This is a genomic window from Micromonospora sp. NPDC049151, assembly GCF_040648395.1.
Classification (GTDB): Bacteria; Actinomycetota; Actinomycetes; order Mycobacteriales; family Micromonosporaceae; genus Micromonospora.
Map to the genome: position 1 here is coordinate 294,189 of NZ_JBEZDP010000002.1, position 19,025 is coordinate 313,213.

At 72.5% G+C, this 19,025-nt stretch carries 16 protein-coding genes; 9 read left to right on the plus strand and 7 right to left on the minus strand.

The features are described 5' to 3' along the window. Positions 1–45 precede the first annotated feature (45 nt). Positions 46–1,005, plus strand: coding sequence for a hypothetical protein (locus AB0B20_RS04200; protein WP_357467988.1), 960 nt, complete (start codon positions 46–48; stop codon positions 1,003–1,005). Between the two features lie 90 nt (positions 1,006–1,095). Beyond that, a complete protein-coding gene (locus AB0B20_RS04205) occupies positions 1,096–3,465 on the plus strand; it encodes a CHAT domain-containing protein (RefSeq protein ID WP_357467991.1) in 2,370 nt (789 codons plus the stop codon). Positions 3,466–3,504: 39 nt separating this feature from the next. Here AB0B20_RS04205 and AB0B20_RS04210 read toward each other — a convergent pair whose 3' ends face one another. Then, positions 3,505–3,903: a hypothetical protein gene (locus AB0B20_RS04210; RefSeq protein ID WP_357387233.1), complete on the minus strand. Its 399-nt coding sequence runs from the start codon at positions 3,901–3,903 to the stop codon at positions 3,505–3,507. Between the two features lie 401 nt (positions 3,904–4,304). On the opposite strand from AB0B20_RS04210, the gene AB0B20_RS04215 reads away from it, so the two are divergent. Then, positions 4,305–6,362: a caspase family protein gene (locus AB0B20_RS04215; RefSeq protein WP_357387235.1), complete on the plus strand. Its 2,058-nt coding sequence runs from the start codon at positions 4,305–4,307 to the stop codon at positions 6,360–6,362. Between the two features lie 57 nt (positions 6,363–6,419). Here the strand turns inward: AB0B20_RS04215 and AB0B20_RS04220 are convergent, their stop codons facing one another. Together AB0B20_RS04220 and AB0B20_RS04225 are read right to left on the minus strand one after the other, a co-directional pair. Beyond that, a complete protein-coding gene (locus tag AB0B20_RS04220; RefSeq protein WP_357467994.1) occupies positions 6,420–7,460 on the minus strand; it encodes a DUF4034 domain-containing protein in 1,041 nt (346 codons plus the stop codon). A gap of 41 nt (positions 7,461–7,501) precedes the next feature. After that, positions 7,502–8,530: an acetylxylan esterase gene (locus AB0B20_RS04225; protein ID WP_357467997.1), complete on the minus strand. Its 1,029-nt coding sequence runs from the start codon at positions 8,528–8,530 to the stop codon at positions 7,502–7,504. A gap of 61 nt (positions 8,531–8,591) precedes the next feature. Here AB0B20_RS04225 and AB0B20_RS04230 point away from each other — a divergent pair, with 61 nt between their 5' ends. From AB0B20_RS04230 to AB0B20_RS04255, 6 genes are read left to right on the plus strand one after another with little or no spacing between them, the layout of a single operon-like run. Further along, positions 8,592–9,527: an ABC transporter permease subunit gene (locus AB0B20_RS04230; RefSeq protein WP_357387241.1), complete on the plus strand. Its 936-nt coding sequence runs from the start codon at positions 8,592–8,594 to the stop codon at positions 9,525–9,527. After that, entirely contained in the window at positions 9,524–10,450 is a 927-nt protein-coding gene (locus AB0B20_RS04235) for a carbohydrate ABC transporter permease (protein WP_357468001.1), read from the plus strand. Before AB0B20_RS04230 ends, AB0B20_RS04235 begins: the two co-directional genes overlap by 4 nt. 39 nt (positions 10,451–10,489) lie before the next feature. Then, positions 10,490–12,133 (plus strand): extracellular solute-binding protein, encoded by a 1,644-nt coding sequence (locus tag AB0B20_RS04240; RefSeq protein WP_357468004.1) that lies wholly within the window; start codon positions 10,490–10,492, stop codon positions 12,131–12,133. Between the two features lie 6 nt (positions 12,134–12,139). After that, positions 12,140–13,666 carry a xylan 1,4-beta-xylosidase gene (locus tag AB0B20_RS04245; RefSeq protein ID WP_357387247.1) on the plus strand — a complete coding sequence of 509 codons (1,527 nt, stop codon included), beginning with the start codon at positions 12,140–12,142 and terminating at the stop codon, positions 13,664–13,666. After that, positions 13,663–14,352: a hypothetical protein gene (locus tag AB0B20_RS04250; RefSeq protein WP_357468007.1), complete on the plus strand. Its 690-nt coding sequence runs from the start codon at positions 13,663–13,665 to the stop codon at positions 14,350–14,352. Before AB0B20_RS04245 ends, AB0B20_RS04250 begins: the two co-directional genes overlap by 4 nt. Further along, on the plus strand, positions 14,349–16,460 hold the full coding sequence (locus AB0B20_RS04255) for an alpha-glucuronidase (RefSeq protein ID WP_357468010.1): 2,112 nt from the start codon (positions 14,349–14,351) through the stop codon (positions 16,458–16,460). The genes AB0B20_RS04250 and AB0B20_RS04255 overlap by 4 nt, the downstream gene beginning before the upstream one ends. A 66-nt stretch (positions 16,461–16,526) precedes the next feature. Here the strand turns inward: AB0B20_RS04255 and AB0B20_RS04260 are convergent, their stop codons facing one another. The 4 genes from AB0B20_RS04260 to AB0B20_RS04275 all read right to left on the minus strand — a co-directional run bounded on the left by AB0B20_RS04260 (position 16,527) and on the right by AB0B20_RS04275 (position 18,984). Then, positions 16,527–16,697, minus strand: a complete 171-nt coding sequence (locus AB0B20_RS04260; protein ID WP_184686617.1) for a hypothetical protein — start codon at positions 16,695–16,697, stop codon at positions 16,527–16,529. A gap of 76 nt (positions 16,698–16,773) precedes the next feature. Next, a complete protein-coding gene (locus AB0B20_RS04265) occupies positions 16,774–16,986 on the minus strand; it encodes a hypothetical protein (protein WP_357387253.1) in 213 nt (70 codons plus the stop codon). A 100-nt stretch (positions 16,987–17,086) separates the two neighbouring features. Then, the gene (locus tag AB0B20_RS04270; RefSeq protein ID WP_357468013.1) at positions 17,087–17,935 is read right to left on the minus strand and encodes a nuclear transport factor 2 family protein; all 849 of its coding nucleotides are present in this window, start codon (positions 17,933–17,935) and stop codon (positions 17,087–17,089) included. A gap of 38 nt (positions 17,936–17,973) precedes the next feature. Then, positions 17,974–18,984 (minus strand): sigma-70 family RNA polymerase sigma factor, encoded by a 1,011-nt coding sequence (locus AB0B20_RS04275; RefSeq protein ID WP_357468187.1) that lies wholly within the window; start codon positions 18,982–18,984, stop codon positions 17,974–17,976. Positions 18,985–19,025 lie beyond the last annotated feature (41 nt).

A 19,025-nucleotide genomic window follows, 5' to 3' on the forward strand; every position in this document is an offset into this window, starting at 1 on the left:
AGTACGGTTCCGGTTGACCACTACTGACGGACCGGGGAGGCGGTCGTGTCCCTTCAGGACGAGCTCCACCGGGAACTCGTTGAACTTCGCCGGCGGCGGGGCCTGCTGAGCGCGTCACTGGGCCGGCTCGTGGGACCACGGCTGCACGAGCTGAGCGGGACCACGCCGACCGACCCGGACCGGGTGGTGCGTGAGCGGGTCGGGCGGACGTTGCTCTCGCTGGCCCGGGACCTGCCGGCGGACCTGGTCCGTGTGGTCGAGCTGACCTACGCCCTCGACACCGAGCACGCCTACGCCGACCTGACCACCCGGCAGTCTCAGCTGGGCCGGGAGCAGAGATACGAGATGCGGACCGCCCGGCGCCGTTCGGAGCAGGTGACCGAGTTGCTGGCCGCGGCGGCGGAGGCCGACTGGGCGACGCGCCTCGCGGGGGATCTCGACTCCGGGTGGCGGGTCCGGTCGCTGGAGGCGCTGCTGCGGCTCGACACCCCGACGCCGGAGTTGCACGAGGCCCGGACCATCGTCGCCACCCGGGATCTCGACGAGATCGTCGTCCGGCTCGACCTGCCCCGCCCGGACACCGACAGCTCGGACGGCGCCGACCTCCGCATCGACGTGCTCTACGGCGCACGTATCCGCAGCGTCGAACGGGGCAACGGCAACCGCCACTTCGAGGTCCGGCTCGCCCTGCCCGAGACGCTGAGCGCCGACCGGAACCACAAGCTGTGCATGCACTTCCGGGTGGCGCCCGGGCAGCGGATCCGCGACCGCTACGTGATCACTCCGCTGGATCCCTGCGACTACGGACTGGTGCGGGTCCGCTTCGCCGGTCGCGAACCCGCCGCGCTGTGGCGGATCGACGGGCTGCCGCAGGGGCTGCTCGACGATCCGGACCGCCGGCACGACCGGCTCAGCGTGGACGGCGCGGGTGACGTCGTGTCGGAGTTCCGGCGGCTGCGACAGGGGCGCGGCTACGGCGTGGGGTGGCGGTTCGCGCAGCCGTGACCCGGCGGGCGTCCCGCTGTCCGTCAGTGACGGATGTGGCCCGGTTCTGTCGCGGGCCGAGGGCGACGCACCGGAAGGCCGGTACCGGAGATGGACGGCGAGCACCTGTTGAACGTGATCGTCGGCATGTCGATCGACGACCTCCCCGACGCCATCGACCATTTCACCGAGTCGGGTGACCGGCTCGCCCGCGCCATGGCGTACGCCCGTCTCCATCAGCACGACCGCCGGCCGGAGACACTCGCGCGCGCCGAGTCGGACTTCGCGGCGGCCGGCGGCAGCCCCGCCGACCGCGCCCAGGTGGCACGGGTGCTGGCCGCCCAGCGAGCCAAGGAGGCCGCCTTCGGCGCGCCCGGTGACGTGGGGCCGCTCCAGCGGATTCTCGACGAGGCCGAGGACGACCCGGCGAGTCCCGGTGACCGCGCCATGCTGGGCGTCATGACCGACCTGGCCGGCGCCCTGCGCGGGGGACCCGCCCATGACCTTGAGGGCACGCTGGCGCGGCTCTCGTCGATCAGCGTTCCGCCCGACAGCCCTCACGCCGCGATGCTGCCGTTCATGAAGGCGGCGCTGGCGGCGCAGATCGCCGCCCCCGACGATCGAGCCGCCGTGGAGGATCTGCTCGATCAGGCCCGGTCGACCCGCAGGGAGCTGTGGAAGCACGGACAGCATGCGTCGACCGGCGAGTTCCTGGAGGCCTCGGCCCGGCTGATCGACGCGGCGCAACGGCAGGACCTCCGATCGGCGGAGGGGGCGCTCCGGAGCATGCGCGAGGCACTCGACCGCACGCCCGCTGACCATCCGGGTGTGGCCGACCTCCTTGAGCACGTCAAGCAGAACAAGGCTCAGCTCGACGGCCTGCTCTCGACCATCGCCGCCGGCCCGCCCCCGGCCTCCGATGACGCCGCCACGCCCGCCGACGACGTGGCTCGGCTGATCGCCGACGGCTGCCGGCTCGTCGCGCAGGCGCAGACCGGCCAGGACCTCGGCCTGCTGCGCCGTGGCATCGACGACCTGGCCGGCGCCGTCCGGGTCGCTACCGAGGACGACCCGCGGCTGCCCGCCGTACGGATGGTGCTCGGCCACGCGCTCACGCTGGCCCACCGGGTCGGCCGGGACGGCGCCGCGCTCACCCGGGCGGTCGACCAGCTCACCGCTGCGGTACGCGAGGCGGCCCAGCCGGGCCACCCGGTCTTCGCGCCGGCCGCACACGCCCTGGCTCACGCGCACCTCGAAGCGGGTAGCGCCCGCGCCGCCTGCGACGTGGGCCTGCGTGGCCTGTCCGGGTACGCGTACCAGGTGCTGCTGGGCAGCGGTACGGAGGACGCCGTCACGATCGCGCGGGACGGGGCGACGACGGCCGCGGAGGTGGCACGCTGGTGCCTGGCCCAGAACGACGTCCAGGCCGCCGGGACGGCGTTGGACACCGGCCGCGACATGCTCCTGTACGCGGCGACGGTGGCCGCTACCGTTCCGGAGCTGCTGACCGCAGCCGGTGAGCCCGACCTCGCCGCGGGCTGGACGGCCGTGGACGGCGTCCTGGACGTCGCCGGGGCACGACGCGCCGCGCGTGCCGCCGCCGCGCTGACGAGTTCCGCGACACCTGCCGTCGGTCGCCTGCTCGGCCCGACGAGCTTCGACGAGATCCGCGCGGCACTGGCATCGCTGGGCCGGGACGCGCTCGTCCATCTGCTGCCCGAGGACGGCAGCGGTGGCGGCCTCGCCGTCGTCGTGCCGCGCGAGGAAGCGCCCTTCTCGCTTGAGCTGCCGGCGCTCACCGTGCCGCCGGCGGCCGGGCCGTGCTCCGCGGAGACGGGCGAGTGGGCGTGGCGGGCAGCCATGGGCCCGTTGCTGCACGCCCTGGGCCGCGCCCCGGATCCGGGCCGCCCGGCGCGGCTGACGCTCGTCGCGCCCGGAGCGCTGGCCGCGGTGCCCTGGCAGGCCGCCCGCGCCCCGGACGGCCGGTACGCCGTGCGGGAGGCCGCCCTCTCGTACATCGTCTCCGCCCGGCTGTTGTGCGAGCTGGCCTGGCGAGGGCCGGTGGCGTCCGGTGCCGAGGTGACAGGCGACGCCGGCCTGACGCCGCACGCGATCCTGACGCGGCCCGTCGGGGCGGACGTCGTCACACTGCCGCCCCGCCCCGGCGGGGCCGAGGTCGCCGGGGCCGACGACCCGGCGTTCGCGGCGGCGACGGCGTACCTGGTCGGCGGCGCCCGTACCGTGTTCGCCGCCGGATGGCCGGCGCCGGGCTCCTCGGCGCCGCTGCTCGCCTTCATGACCTCGCACTTCCGGCGGGAAGGGCTGCCCCCGGCGGACGCGCTGCGCCGCGCCCAGTTGTGGATGCTCGACGGCGGCCGCACGGCGCCGCACTCGATGCCTGACCAGCTACGCGCGGAGGCGGGCGAGGCGGGATACGCCGAGGTCGCCGCGTGGGCCGGGGTCAGCCACCACGGCCGGTAGGCGACGGCCACCGCCGGCCGTGTCCGCCTGACCACCGCGTCAGCCGGCGACCGGGCCGGGCCCCGCCTTGGCGCCGACGATCTTCAGTGCGGCGGCCGCGATCCGGTCCACGTCGACATGCCCGCTCAGCGCATCCAGCACCGTTTCGCCCGGGTCCGTGCCGGCATGCTCGACATCGGCTGCCACGCTCCCCCGCCCGAAGACGGTGGCGAGGACGTCGGCCACCACCTCGGCCGCGGACTCGCCCCGCCCGATCCGTTCCTCGATCGCCTCGACGGCGTGGGCGGCGAGCCGGGTCAGCTCCGCGTCGACCCGCGGGTCCAGGCCGGCCGGCGAAAGCGGTGCGACCTGCCGCGACGCGCCGGGCGCGGGAGCCCGGCGAGCGACGGGCATCCGGGTCGCGTCCCGTTGCTGGGACCGCACTGCCGAAGCACCCACTGCGGCTCCTTCCAGAGCAGATTCGTCAGGGATGGTCTCCGATCGCGCCACGGCCGGCGGGATCGGACGGACACAGCCTGCCCCCGGTACGGGGCGTCACGCGACAACGCGGCCGCACCGCTGGGCCCGGGGAGCCACATTCAGTCTCTTCAGTGGATCGCTCCACATCGGTCGGACCCGGCGGCGGGGCCGGCCCGCGTCGCCGGAGGGTCATCCGGCGACGGGTCGTGAACCAACTCGACAAATGCCCCTCCGACGTCCACCTGTCCCCGATGTGGGGTCTTGCACCAGTGGCGATTCTGTGCAACGAGATCGTCGGCGGTCACCGGGGCGGCCGGTCCGTCAGATACCTGTGTCACCTCCGACGAATCGCTCGGCGGATCGGGAAGGGCGGGAACTCCGTGTCGTCGCTGTACGCGCTGCTGGTCGGCATCAACTCGTATCGGGCACCCGGGCTGAGCCGGCTCTCCGGGTGCCACAACGACGTCGGGCGGGTGGAACAGCTCCTCGACGCCCGGTTCGGATCCGGCCCGAAGGCGCACGTCCGGACGCTGCTCGACGAGCAGGCGACCCGGGCGGCGGTCGTCGCGGTGTTCCGCGAGCACCTGGGCCAGGCCGGCCCCGGCGACACCGCCCTGTTCTGGTTCAGCGGGCACGGCTCACGCTCGCCCCTGCCGCCGGAGCTGTGGTATCGGGAGCCCAGCGGCTGGTGCCAGACGCTCGTGTGCCACGACAGCCGGGCCGGCGGGACCGCACCGCCCGATCTCCTCGACTGCGAACTCCGGGTGCTGATATCGGAGGTCGCGGCCCGCGGCGCGCACGTCGCCGTCGTCCTCGACAGTTGCCACTCGGCCGGTGCCACCAGGACCGGCCCCAGCACCGACCCGCAGACGGATGAGGTGATCCGGATCGCGCCGGTCGCCTCTCGCTGGGCCGAGCCCGCCACGCGCCCGCCTGCGCTGGAGTCGCTGCTACCGGAGCTCGTCGCCGCGACGAACGATGCCGCCCTCGGCGGCGACCTCGCCGCCGGTAGCCGAGACGTCGGTCCGGACCAGGCCGGCGTCGACCACGTGGCGCTCACGGCGTGCCGCGACGAACAGCAGGCGTACGAGACCGGGCCGTGGAACCGGCGCAACGGCATCTTCACCCTCGGCCTGCTCGACGCCATCGAGCGGCTGGGCCCCGGTGCCACCTACCGCGAACTGATGGTCGCCGCCCGGTGCGCCGTCGAGAACGCCAGGGACCGTCAGGTGCCGACGCTGTACCCGGCTGACCACGACATCGTCGACCAGCCCTTTCTCGGTGGCGCGTTCCGGGCGCCGGCGGGCGCGCTCGTCATGCGGTTCAAGCGTGGCAGTTGGGAGATCAACGCCGGGTCGATCCATGGGATCAAGGCCGCGGCCGGCGACGACGTGCGGGTCGCCGTACACCTCGAGAACCCGGTACGCGAAGCGCGAGTGACCCGGGTACGGACCGAGGTCAGCGTCGTCGAACCCCTCGGCTGGACGCCCGACACCGGTCGCCAGTACGACGTGGTGCTCTCCCGGGTGCCGATGCCCGCGGTCACGGTGGCGGTCGGGGGGACGAGCCGGGACGAGCCGGAAACCGCCCGCGCCGTCATCGAGGCGATGCGGAACGCGGGGCCCGGCGGGTCCCCCTCACCGCATCTGCGGGTGGTCCCGCTCGACGGCTCGGAGACGATGCCCGATCTGAGGGTCTCCACCGGCGGCGGCCGCATTCGCGTTCTCTCCTTCGACGGTACGCCGTTGACGGACGACCTGACCCGCGCCGACGTGCACACGGTCGTGGACCGGCTGGAGCACCTGGCCCGCTGGCGCACCATCCGGAACCTGGCGAACCCGGTCTCCCGGCTCGCCGACGCGGTCAAGATCGAGGTGGTGGCGGCGGAACCGGGCGAGATCAGCGCACCGCGCGACCGGGCGCCGTACAAGCCCGGCGACGACGGGGCCGTCCTGCTGACGTACGCCCGCGCCGGCGACCGGTGGGCGCCACCGATGGTCTTCATCCGGCTCCGAAACACCAGTGACCGGCCGCTCTACTGCGTCCTGCTCGACCTGACCGACCGGCACGCCGTCCACCCGCACCTGTTCCCCGGCCGGATCATCGCACCCGGGAACTGCGGCGCGGCCTTCGACGGTGGCCTGGTCGCCTTCCAACTGCCCGAGGACCGCGCCGTCGAGCCCGGGGCCGAGACGCGCGACTACCTGCAGTTGCTCGTGTCGGAGGAGGAGTTCCCGGCCACGTCGTTCCACCTCGGCGCGCTGGGCACCCAGAGGGCCGTCGATTCGAGCCCGAGCCGCTCCGGGTCGTTCACCGGCATCCTCGACCGGCTGGGGATGACCGCCCTTCATCGCGAGGCGGTTCGCCCGCCCGCCGCGGCACCGGACTGGGCGAGCAGCGTCCTGACGGTACGCACGCGGGTGCCGGAGATCTCGTGAACGGCGGACAGCGCGGCCGAGACGTCCCAGTCGACGAGACGTCCCCGTCGTAGGCGGTCAGGCGGCGCGGCGGGCGCGGCGACGGGCGCGGAGGAAGACGGTGTCGCCCCGCTCGTCGCCCCACCACGCCCACGGAACGCCTGTCACGTACCGGCCGATCGACGCGAACACCGGTGCGGCCTCGGCGTCGCGGCCGGTGCGCGCCAGTCCGTACGCCAGGAAGTTCGCGTCGTCGAGCCAGTCGGCGTGCCGGGTGGCCGGCTGGTGGAACCACCGGGACAGCGCGTTGTCGAGATCCGATCGCATGACCGGATCCTGCCGCCACCGCTCGCTGATCTCGTCGGCGGTGCCGCCTTCGGGTTCGCGATCCTGCTCCCACAGTGCCCACTCCGCGGCGGCCCGCACCGGCAGCACGAGCAGTGGCGAGCCCGTGGGCGCCGTGGCGGCGACCGAGCGGGCGAAGCCGAACATCGCCTCGTGCGAGCCGCTCCACTTCCGGCAGTGGTAGGTCAGCCTGAGTACGTGGCCCTGATGGTGCCGGGGATCCCGCTTGGTCAGCTCGCGCCACGTCTCCTCGACGTCCTCCAGTGGCGCACTCTGGTCGATCATGAGGTCCAGCCGGTGCGCCCACGGCGTGGGGTCGTCCGGCGCGAGCCGCATCGCGAGATCGTTCACCTGCCGGGCCAGGCCCAGCAGGCGGCGGAACTCGGCCCACTGCTCCGGACGTACGCCGGCGGCCCAGTCGCCGCCGCGCACCTCCCACGCCCGGGCCATCAGGGAACGAGCACGGACGAGCTGGGCGTCCGGGTCGGCGGGCGCGCGCGAGGCCCAGCGATCGGTCCAGGCGGCGGTGGTGTCGACCCGGCCGGTCGTCTTGTCGATCCGGGATCCGAGCCCGCCGGCTGTCGACTCGGCCAGCACACGGACGTACCGTGCCCGGCGGTCGTAGTCGTCCCGCGTGGCGGCCAGGGCCTTCCGGGCCGGTCCGATGTCGGAGCCGTACCGCGCCTGCGTGCACGCCTCGCGCAGCACCGCGTCGTCCTGCGCCAGGTTGGGGTCGATCTGGCGGGTGAGCAGCCGCCACACGGTCGAGATCATGATCAGGATGGTAGATGTCGCGGGCCTCGCCGGTGTGCCCGTCAGCCGGCGGCCGTCGCGGCGGAACGGATCACCGCGTCGAGCCAGCGCAGCTGCCGCCGGACGTGGAAGGCCTCCCCGCCCTCGTGGCCGTTGAACGGGTACGTGTGCATCTCCCGTGGCGGCGTGGCCGATCCGCTCGCGGCGGCGTACTGGTTGTAGGCGGCGAAGCCGGTGCTCGGCGGGCAGACCTCGTCCCGCAGGCCGATCCCGAAGTGCGCCGGGGCGGTGGCCCGCCGGGCGAAGGCGACGCCGTCAACGTAGGACAGGGTGTGCCGGACCGACTCCTCGGCCTCGCGGTGCACCGCCAGGTAACCGGCGATCTCGCCGTAGGGGGAAGCCCCGGTGAGTTCGATGGCGCGCTGGATGTCGCACATGAACGGGGCGGTGACCAGGAGCGCGGCGAGGCCGCCGACGAGGCCCGCCGCCGCGAGCGCGAGTCCGCCGCCCTGGCTGTTGCCCACCGCGGCGACGCGGTCCGGGTCCACCCCGGGCAGTGCGCGGACGGCGTCGATCGCGCGGACCGCGTCGGTGATCAGCCTGCGGTAGTGGTAGTCGTCCGGGGACAGGATCCCCCGTGTGGCCGGGCTGGGCCCGCCGGGCGCGTCGTGCGGGTCCGGGGTGTCGCCATGGCCGAACAGTCCGGCCTGCCCCCGGTTGTCCACCAGCAGGTGGGCGTAACCGGCCACCGGCCAGGTGAGCCGCTCGCCCGGCAGGCCCCGGCCGCGTCCGTAGCCGGGGTACTCCACCACGGCGGGCAGCGGCGTGGACACCCCCGCGGGACGGGTGTACCAGGCCCGGACCGGTTCGCCGGCGAAGCCGGCGAACGTCACGTCCCACACGTCGACCAGCCGCAGGCAGGTGGGTTCGGGGCGGGCGTCGACGAGCACCGGGGTGGCCCTGGCGGTGGCGAGGGTGGCGAGCCAGAACCGGTCGAAGTCGGCGGGTTCGACGACGTCCGGCGAGTAGCGACGGAGCTGGTCGAGGGAGATATCAATCGACGCTCTTGACACGAAGATAACGATACCCATAAATTTCCGAAAAGCTTACAGCGCATTACCGGAAAGTTCCGGCCGACGGTCAGTGGGGAGGATGAGCTTGGCATCCCCGACCCCGCGCGGTCGTCGTACGCCCTGGCGGCGGGCCCTGCGCCGGGACTGGCAGCTCTACTCGCTCGCAGTCCTTCCGCTGCTGTTCTTCCTGACGTTCCGCTACCTGCCGATGCTCGGCAACGTGATCGCGTTCCGGCGCTTCCAGCCGGGCGGCAGCCTCTTCGGCGAGTACTGGACCGGGCTGCGGTACTTCCGGTTGTTCTTCACCGACCCGACCTTCTGGAACGTGTTCACGAACACGCTCGTGCTCGGCGCGCTGACCCTGGTGTTCTGCTTCCCGCTGCCGATCGTGCTCGCGCTGCTGCTCAACGAGGTACGCAACCGCGCCCTCAAGCGGTTCGTCCAGTCGGTGTCCTACCTGCCGCACTTCCTGTCGATCGTGATCGTGGCCGCCATGGTCCTCCAGCTGCTGTCGGTGGACGGCGCGGTGAACCAGATGCTGCGCGCCGTGGGCGGCGAGCCGGTCCCGTTCATGCAGCAGGCCGGCTGGTTCCGGACGATCTACGTCTCCTCCGAGGTCTGGCAGACCGTCGGCTGGGGCACCATCCTCTACCTCGCCGCGCTCACCACTGTCGACGGCGACCTGTACGAGGCGGCCCGCATCGACGGCGCCAACCGGTGGCGGCAGACCTGGCACGTGACGCTGCCGGGGATCCGGCCGACGATGGTCACACTGCTGATCCTCAACATCGGCACCTTCATGGCCGTCGGCTTCGAGAAGATCCTGCTGCTGTACAACCCGCTCACCTACCCGACGGCGGACGTCATCTCGACGTACCTGTACCGGGTGGGCATCGTCTCGGGGAACCTCAGCTACGCCGCCGCGATCGGCCTGTTCGAGTCCGTGATCGGGCTGACGCTGGTGCTGTCGGCGAACGCGATCTCCCGGCGCACGGTGGGGACGAGCCTGTGGTGAGCACGCGCGCCCGCACGAGGGCGCCGGCCACCCGGCCGCGTGGCCCCCGGCCCACAGCGGGCTACCGGGTCTTCCAGGTGGTGAACGCCGTCGTCCTGACCGGCGTCGTGGTGGTGACCCTGTATCCGTTCCTCACCATCGTGGCCCGCTCGCTCAGCGACAACGCGTACATCGTCGCGGGTGAGGTGAACCTCGTGCCGCGGGGGTTCAACCTCACCGCGTACCGGGTGGTGACGTCGGACCCGACGTTCTGGGTCAGCTACCGCAACACCGTCTTCTACACGGTGGTCGCCACGCTCATCTCCGTCGTGCTGACCACCTGCTACGCGTACGTGCTGTCGAAGAGACACCTGCGCGGCCGCACCGCGCTGGTCGGGATCGCCGTGTTCACCATGTTCTTCACCGGCGGCCTGATCCCCAACTACGTCCTGGTCACCAGCCTGGGGCTGAAGAACACCGTGTGGGCGATCGCCCTGCCCAACGCCATAAACGTGTTCAACCTGCTGGTGATGAAGGCGTTCTTCGAGAGCCTGCCGGTCGATCTGGAGGAGGCCGCCGCCGTCGACGGGCTGAACACGTACGGCACGCTGCTGCGGATCGTCCTGCCGCTGTCGAAGGCGATGGTCGCCACGATGGTGCTGTTCTACGCCGTCTCGTTCTGGAACTCCTGGTTCGCCGCGTTCCTCTACATGGACCGTCAGGACCTGCTCCCGGTGACCGTCTACCTGCGCAACCTCATCGCGGGCGCGACCGACGCCACGCAGACCGGCGGCGGCCTCGGCAGCGCGGGCGACATCGTCCAGTCCGCCGCCACCATCCAGTCCGTGACCATCGTGCTGACGATCCTGCCGATCCTCGCGGTCTATCCCTTCATCCAGCGGTACTTCGTCTCCGGGATCATGCTCGGCGCCGTGAAGGGATAGCCGCCCGCACCACACCCCCACCACCGGAAGGAAGAACCCATGGCCCAGCTGTCCCGGCGCCAGGTACTGCTCGCCAGCGGCGCGGCCGCCGTCGTCGCCCTGGCGGGTTGCGGCGACGACACCCCGGACAAGAAGGACCTCGACCGCAACCGTGCGGGCGCGATGGAGAAGTACGGCATCGGTGACCAGTTCAAGGCCACCGAGCCGGTCACGTTCTCGATCCTCTACAACAACCACCCGAACTACCCGCTGAAGCCCGAGTGGCTGTTCTGGACCGAGCTGGCCGGGCGGACGAACGTCAAGCTGGACCCGGTCGCCGTGCCGCTGAGCGACTACGAGCAGAAGCGCAGTGTGCTGGTCGGCTCCGGCGACGCCCCGATGATCATCCCGAAGACCTACCACCCGCAGGAGAACTCGTACGTCTCCTCCGGCGCCATCCTGCCGGTCAGCGACTACCTCGACCTGATGCCGCACTTCAAGGACAAGATCGAGAAGTGGAAGCTCCAGCCGGAGATGGACACGCTCCGGCAGGAGGACGGCAAGTTCTACCTGCTGCCCGGACTGCACGAGAAGCCCTGGCAGGACTACACCCTCGCGGTCCGCACCGACGTGCTGGAGCAGTTGAAGATCCCGTCCCCGACCACCTGGGACGAGGTGTACGCCATGCTCAAGGCGATGAAGGCGGCCCACCCGGACGTCATCCCGTTCTCCGACCGGTTCGGCAAGCCCAACCCGGCCGGCAACCTGCTGAACATGCTCGCCTTGGCGCATGGCCTGCCCGGCGCCGGCTGGAACTACCAGCCGACGAGCTGGGACGCCGGGGCCGGGAAGTACGTCTTCACCGGCGCCTCGGACGGCTACCGGCAGGTGGTGGAGTACCTCCACAAGCTGGTCGCCGAAGGGCTCCTCGACCCGGAGACGTTCACCCAGACCGACGACCAGGCCCGTCAGAAGCTCGCCAGCGGCAAGTCGTTCGTGATCAGCACGAACGCGCAGACGCTGGTGAACGACTACCGCCCGGACATCGCGAAGATCAACCCCGCCGCCCGGCTCGGCAAGATCCTCTTCCCGGTCGGGCCGGCCGGGCCGGTCAACCCGGCGAGCCGGCTGGAGAACGGCGTGATGATCTCCAGCAAGGCCCGGGACGGCAAGAACTTCGTGGCCATGATGCAGTTCATCGACTGGCTCTGGTATTCCGACGCCGGCCAGGAGTTCGCCAAGTGGGGCGTCGAGGGCACCACGTACGCCAAGGACGGCTCGGGCAAGCGCACCCTCGCCCCGGACGTCAACGTCATCGGCCTCAACCCCAAGGGCACCAAGCACCTGCAGAAGGACTTCGGCTTCTACAACGGCGTCTTCGCCTACGGGGGCAAGCTCGACCTGGTGCAGTCGTTCTTCTCGCCCGAGGAACTGGAGTTCCAGAAGGAGATGAACGCCCGCAAGGCCGCGTCCTGGGTGACTCCGCCACCCGCGCCGCTCAGTGACGAGGAGCGGGAGCAGACGACGCTGTGGGCGACCGCGCTGAAGGACCACGTCACCCAGAACACGCTGAAGTTCGCCCTCGGCCAGCGGCCGCTGAGCGAGTGGGACGCCTACGTCTCGGAGCTGAGGGGCAAGAACGCGCAGGCCTACACCGACCTGGTCAACAAGGCGTACGACCGGTACCGCAAGAACCACGGCTGACCGGCGATGCGCGAAACCGTTCCCGAGCGGCCCACCGGCCGGTTGACCGACGCCTGGCGTACCTGCGTCGGCACCGGCCGGTTCGACCTGGCCCTGCGACGCGACTACCAGGACTCGCTGGCGCTGGTGCAGCGGGACATCGGCTTCCGGCACATCCGCGGGCACGGGCTGCTCAGCGACGGCGTCGGCGTGCACCGCCCCTACACCTACCAGGGCGAGCGCCGGGTACGGCACGCCTTCACCTACGTCGACCAGGTCGTCGACGCCTACCTCGCCATGGGCATCCGGCCCTTCGTGGAGCTGGGGTTCATGCCCTCGGCGCTCGCCTCCGGCGACCAGACGGTGTTCTGGTGGCGGGGCAACGTGACGCCGCCCCGGTCGTACACCGAATGGGGTGACCTGGTCCGCGCCACGGTGGCCCACCTGGTCGACCGGTACGGCCTCGACGAGGTACGCGGCTGGCCCATCGAGGTGTGGAACGAGCCCAACCTGACGGCGTTCTGGCAGGGCGCCGACCAGGACGCCTACCACCGCCTGTACGAGGTGTCGGCGCACGCCGTCAAGGACGTCGACGCGGCGCTGCTGGTCGGCGGCCCGGCCCTCTCCCCCGGCGCCGACGAGTGGCTCAAGCCGTTCGCCGAGTTCGTCACCGACCGCGACGTGCCAGTCGACTTCGTCAGCCGGCACGCCTACACCTCCGGCCCGGCGCGGCACCTGCCGTTCGGCACCCGGCAGACCCTGGCCCCCGCCGCGGACCTGCTGGAACAGTTCGCCGCACCCCGCCGGCACCTGGCCGGCACCGCGCTGGCCGACCGTCCGGTGCACATCACCGAGTTCAACTCCTCGTACCGGCCGGACAACCCGATCCACGACACGGCCTTCCACGCCGCCTACCTCGCGCCGGTGCTGGCCGGCGGCGGGGACCTGGTCGACTCCTTCTCCTACTGGACCTTCAGCGACGTGTTCGAGGAGGAGGGGGTGCCCACCGCGCCGCTGCACGGCGGCTTCGGACTGCTCACCCACCGGCAGATCAAGAAACCCACCTACCACCTGTACGCGTTCATGGCCCGGCTCGGCGACGAGGTGCTCGCGCGCGGCCCGGACCACCTCGTCACCCGGCACCCCGACGGCCGGGTCGCGGCGCTGGCCTGGGCCCCTGTCGACGTCACCGGCCGGGAGCCGGCGCCCGAACGGCACACCCTGTCGCTGTCGGTCCCGGTCGGCCCGCCGGGCACCACGTCGGCGTTCCTGCTCCGCTCGTCGGTGAGCGAGGACGCCGGCAACGCCTGGGCCGCCTGGCGGGAGATGGGCGGCCCGCACTCGCCCCGGCCCCGGCAGCTCGACGCGTTGCGCGAGGCGGCCGAGCCGGCCCGTACCCATCGCGCCCTGCCGGTCGCGGCCGGGCGGGCCGACCTGGACCTCGTCCTCGCCCGGCACGAGGTGACCCTCGCCGAACTGACGCCGGTGGTGGACGAGACCCCGCCGTGGTGGGACGACGACCGGTTGCTCGACCCGCCCGGGGAGCAGGCGTGAGCCGCGCGACCGGCGGGCTGCGGGAGTTCGGCGACGGGCCGTTGTCGCGGGCCGCCGCGACGGTCCACACCCTGCTCGTGGTCGAGCTGCTGCTCCTGGCAAGCGTGCTGCCCGGCCTCGCTGTGCTCGTGCTGCTCGACCGCGACAGCAGCAACCTCCCGCTGGTCGCCGCCGCCGCGCTGCCGCTCGGTCCGGCGGTCTCGGCCGCGCTGCACACGCTGCGGCACCAGCGCCCCGACCTGACCGACCTCCGTCCCGCCGCCGCGTTCCGCAGGGCCTACCGGGCCAACCTGGCGGGCGTGCTGCGCGTCTGGGCGCCGACGCTGCTGTGGCTCGCAGTCATCGCTGTCAACCTGGCGAACCTGCCCGCCGCCGCCGTCCCCGGCTGGTGGGCCGTGCCGCTTGTGGTGGTCGGCGCGGGGGTGATCCTGGTCGGGGTCAACGCGCTGGTGATCGTCTCCCTGTTCGCCTTCCGCACCCGCGACGTGCTGCGGCTCGCCGTCTACTACCTGGCGCGCAAGCCCGGCGTGACGGTCGGCAACGTCGCGCTGCTGGCCGCCGCCGCCGGCGTCACCGCGGTGTTCTCCGAGGCGGTGCTGGCCCTGTTCGCCGCGCTCCTGGTGCTGGCCCTGCTGCGGATCGGCGACCCCATGATCGATGACATCCGGGCGGAGTTCACCGCGTGAGCGTCCCGGTCGCCGGCCGCGCGTCGGCCGACAGCGGCGAGTCGGCCTGGCACGCCGCCTGGCTACCGCCTGCGGCGTTCCGCGAACTCGGCTCCCGGCCGGTGCTGGTGCACGGCGACGGGCCCCTGGTCGACACCGTCATCGACGAGGTGAGCCGGGCCTGCGCCCGGTACGGCGGGCGGCTCTGGCACGGTCCACCGTGGCCCGTCGACGCGGACCTGGTGCTGGCCCTGCGCGGGGCCGGCCCGGTGCCGAACGCGGCGGCGGAGACGGCCCGGCTCGATGCGACACCGGCGGTGAACGGCACCGGCGACGGCTCCCTCGGCGACGAGGGGTACCTGCTGGCACGGGTGAGCGGCGTGACAGTGGTCCTGGCCGACGCGCCGGCCGGCCTGTTGTACGGGATGTTCCACGTCCTCCGGCTCGGCGCGGCGGCCTTCCACCGCGACCTTCCGGCGCGGCGGCACCGGCCGGCACTGGACCGGCGGATGCTCGACCACTGGGACAACGTGGCCGTACACCCGGTGTCGGGGCAGGTCGAGCGGGGCTACGCCGGTGGTTCCCTGTTCTGGCGCGACGGCGCCGCCCGGCGCGAGCCCGCCCGGCTGCGCGACTACGGACGCCTGCTCGCCGCCTGCGGCGTCAACGCGATCACCGTGAACAACGTCAACGTGCACGACACCGAGGCTCTACTGCTGACCGACCGGCTCGGCGACGTCGCGGAGATCGCCGAGGTGCTCCGCCCGTACGGCATCCGGGTGCATCTGGCGGTGACCTTCGCCGCCCCGGTGGTCCTCGGCGGCCTGCCCACCGCCGATCCGCTGGACGAGCGGGTACGGGCCTGGTGGGCCGCCGCCACCCGGCGGGTCTACCGGCGGATCCCCGACTTCGGCGGATATCTGGTGAAGGCCGACTCCGAGGGCCGGCCCGGCCCGTTCGCGTACGGGCGCGACCACGCCGACGGCGCGAACCTGCTCGCCGAGGCGCTCGCCCCGCACGGCGGCGTGGTGCGCTGGCGGGCGTTCGTCTACGACCACCACCAGGACTGGCGGGACCGGTCGACCGACCGGGCCCGGGCCGCACACGACCACTTCGCGCCGCTTGACGGACGGTTCGCCGACAATGTGATCGTCCAGGTGAAGTTCGGCCCGATCGACTTCCAGCCACGCGAGCCGGTGTCCCCGGTGCTCGCCGCGATGCCGTCCACCAGGCTGGCGGTGGAGGTGCAGGCGACACAGGAGTACACCGGCCAGCAGCGGCACGTCTGCTACCTCGCGCCCTGGTGGAGCGAGGTGCTGCGGTTCCGGCCCCGGGGCGCGGCCGGCGGCACGATCGCCGACGTGGCGGCCGGCCGGGCGGGCACCGGTGGCGGCCTGGTCGCCGTGGCCAACGTGGGCGACGACCCGTTCTGGACCGGGCACCCGCTGGCCCAGGCGAACCTGTACGCCTTCGGCCGGCTCGCCTGGGACCCACTGCTGGATCCCGCCGCGATCCTCGACGAGTGGATCGACCTGACCTGGCTGCCGGTCACCACGGGCGATCCGGATCTGGTGCGGCGGACGACGCACGCGATCATGGACGATTCCTGGCGTACCTACGAGCGCTACACCGCCCCGCTCGGCGTCGGCTTCATGGTGCGGCCCGGTCACCACTACGGCCCGGACGTGGACGGCTACGAGTACACCCCGTGGGGCACCTACCACTTCGCCGACCGCGACGGCGTCGGGGTGGACCGGACCCGGGCGACCGGGACCGGCTTCACCGGCCAGTACCCGCCGCCGTGGTCGGAGGTGTACGAGTCACGCGAGCGCTGCCCGGACGAACTGCTGTTGTTCTTCCATCACGTCCCGTACCGGCACGTGCTGCACAGCGGCAGTACCGTCATCCAGCACATCTACGACACGCACTTCGCCGGGGTCGAGGAGGTGGCGTCGATGCGGGAGCGGTGGCGGCTCCTCGCCGGGGCGGTCGGCCCCGCCGTCCACGAGCGGGTGGCCGAGCGCCTCGACGAGCAGTACCGCAGCGCCGTCGAGTGGCGGGACCAGATCAACACCTACTTCTTCCGTAAGTCCGGCGTGCCGGACGCGCACGGTCGCCGCATCCACTGAGCCGGCGCGCTCACCAGGGGTGCCCGGTGCCGTCCTCGATCTTCTGGATGTCCCGGCACCGGCCGGTCAGGCCGGTTCCGGTACGCCCCCGGGCTCCCCGTCGTCGGGCATCGGCTCGACCGGGGCCTCGGGCAGCTCGCCCGGCGTGTCCGGGAGGAGTTCGCCGGGGTCGTCCGGCACGTCCTCACGCGGGTCGATCGGCGGGTAGAGCTCGGGATCGAGGTCGGGGTTGGTCATCGGCCCAGTATCCGACGCCTCAGCCGATACCGCCCGCCGAGCACACCAGCCCTTTGCCCCCGCGGTCCACGCGCGGTCACGGGGTCTCACCGTCGCCGACCGAGGAGCGGTCCGCCGGCTTGCGCAACCACAGCCACACCCCCGCCAGCAGGCACGCCGCGCCGCCGATCGCGACCGCCGTCTCGGCCGGTTCGGAGAGATCGTCGAGGAACGGGAAGGTGCGGGTGGCCGCCATCGCCAGCAGCCCGATCAGCAACAGGAGGCCGGCGGCAATGCGCTGGAGAGTCATGCGCTTCATTGGATCATGCCGTCGCCACGGCCCGCGGGCGCCGTCGCCCCGGTCGTTGCCGAGTCACCGCGGGCGGAACCCGGCGGCGGACACGGCGCCGCTACGGACGCAGATCCGTCCGCGCCGTCCCGGTCGAGGGGTCGTACGGGTAGGAGAGGTGCTGGTGGGTCATCAGCCAGGCCCCGTCGCGCCGCTGGAAGACCCGGGTGCCCCGCGACCAGCTCTCGATCGGCGGACCGCCGCCCGGGCGTACCGAGACGCGGTTGAGGCCCCACGCGACGGCGAGGTCGCCGTCGACCACGATCGTCAGGTCGGGCACGTCCCAGGCGACCGCTCCGTCACCTGACGCCGCCAGGCCCGCCGCGCAGACCTCGCGGACCGCGTCCACGCCGACGTATCGCAGCGGCTGGTCGTGCTCGTACGAGACCACGTCGTCGGCGACCGCATCCATCAGGGCATCGAGGTCCTTGGCCGCGGTGCCCTCGAACCAGCGCTGGTGGAGCCCGCGTACCTCCGCCTCGGCGGCGGCCGCGTCCGAGGCCGCCTCGACGGCATCGGCGAGCGGGAAGGAGTGGTGTTCGTGGGTGACGACCCACCGGCCCTCCCGCCTCCGCAGACCGAACGTCAGCCGCAGGCGGTTCGCCGGACGTGCGGCGAAGTCAGCCGCCGTGCCGCAGCGCACGAGCGCGTACGCGAAGGCCACGTCCTCGCCTGCGACGACGTCCAGCGACTCGACCTCGAACGACGCGCCCTGCGCCTGCCACCCGAAGAACGGCGGCCAGATCTCCCGGTAGGCGTCCAGCCCGCGCACGCCCTCGTACGGCGGCGGCACGTCGAACATCACCATGTCCTCGGCATGGTCGGCCAGGACGCCGGCGAGGTTCCCGTCATGAACCGCGGCGGCCCATCGCTCGACCACGGCCCGGATCTGTTCTTCGTTGCTCGGCATGTCCGCTCTGCCCTTCGTGGCTGGTGCACCCGTCAGGACTACAACCCCGGCCGAACCGCGTACTCATCGCGTCCGCGCGAACTTTCCGGCAGCCGCTCCGGTAGGTCGAAGGCGGGCAGGCGCGCGTCGAGGAACGAGACGACCTCAGCCACCCGGCGGCCCCGCAGCACGAGCAGGTCCAGCCCCGCCGGCAGGTAGGCGGCTGCCGTGTCGTTCCACAGGTACGTCCCGAAAGCGAGCTGCCCGTTGGCGCTCGTCGGCAGGAACCGCCACCTTCGCCCACCGGTGACCTCGGCCAGGAAACCGCGGAGCTGCTCATGACCCTCGTACCAGACGGTCAGCGGCGGCATCGAGTACCGCGCGTCCCGCGTCAGCATCGCCACGATCGTCTCGACGTCCCCGGATTCCCACGCCGCGGCGTACCGCCTGGCCACCTCCCGCTGCCCCGCGTCGCCCAACTCGGCGAGGATCCGCTGCTGACTGCCGGACGGCGTCAGCCCGGCGACGATCCGGCGGGCCCGCTGCGTCGCGCTGTTGACCGCGGCGACCGTGGAGACCAGTATCCCGGCGGTCTCCTCGGCGGAGTAACCGAGAACGTCTCGCAGCAGCAGAACGGCACGTTGTCGCGGTGGCAGATGCTGCAACGCGGCGACGAACGCGAGTTCCATGGTCTCCCTCGCGATCACGTGGGCCTCCGGATCCGGTCGAACGGGCGGGGCCGCGATGCGGTCCGGATACGGTTCGAGCCAGCTCACCTCGGCCCGGGACACGCCCTGGGCGGTGAAGTCGGTGGGCAGTTCGCGCCGCCCGCGCGAGTGGAGGAGCGAAAGCGCGCGGTTGGTGGCGATCCGGTAGAGCCATGGCCGGATCGAATGCCCCTCGAACCGGCTGACAGCCCGCCACGCCCGGTCCATGGTGTCCTGGACCGCGTCCTCCGCGTCGTGGAAGGAACCGAGCATCCGGTAGCAGTGCGCACGGAGCTCGTCCCGCAGGGGTGCGACCAGACGACTGAAGGCCGCGCCGTCGCCCGCACGCGCCGCCGCCAGCATCCTCACCGTCGCGTCGCCGCCCGACGGACCGGTTTCCGTGG

Coding starts and splice junctions, on each gene's coding strand:
- AB0B20_RS04230 (WP_357387241.1), top strand. CDS start 8,592: ATGAGCTTGGCATCCCCGACCCCGCGCGGTCGTCGTACGCCCTGGCGG.
- AB0B20_RS04265 (WP_357387253.1), bottom strand. CDS start 16,986: ATGACTCTCCAGCGCATTGCCGCCGGCCTCCTGTTGCTGATCGGGCTG.
- AB0B20_RS04260 (WP_184686617.1), bottom strand. CDS start 16,697: ATGACCAACCCCGACCTCGATCCCGAGCTCTACCCGCCGATCGACCCG.
- AB0B20_RS04240 (WP_357468004.1), top strand. CDS start 10,490: ATGGCCCAGCTGTCCCGGCGCCAGGTACTGCTCGCCAGCGGCGCGGCC.
- AB0B20_RS04245 (WP_357387247.1), top strand. CDS start 12,140: ATGCGCGAAACCGTTCCCGAGCGGCCCACCGGCCGGTTGACCGACGCC.
- AB0B20_RS04275 (WP_357468187.1), bottom strand. CDS start 18,984: ATGCTGGCGGCGGCGCGTGCGGGCGACGGCGCGGCCTTCAGTCGTCTG.
- AB0B20_RS04205 (WP_357467991.1), top strand. CDS start 1,096: ATGGACGGCGAGCACCTGTTGAACGTGATCGTCGGCATGTCGATCGAC.
- AB0B20_RS04270 (WP_357468013.1), bottom strand. CDS start 17,935: ATGCCGAGCAACGAAGAACAGATCCGGGCCGTGGTCGAGCGATGGGCC.
- AB0B20_RS04225 (WP_357467997.1), bottom strand. CDS start 8,530: ATGGGTATCGTTATCTTCGTGTCAAGAGCGTCGATTGATATCTCCCTC.
- AB0B20_RS04220 (WP_357467994.1), bottom strand. CDS start 7,460: ATGATCTCGACCGTGTGGCGGCTGCTCACCCGCCAGATCGACCCCAAC.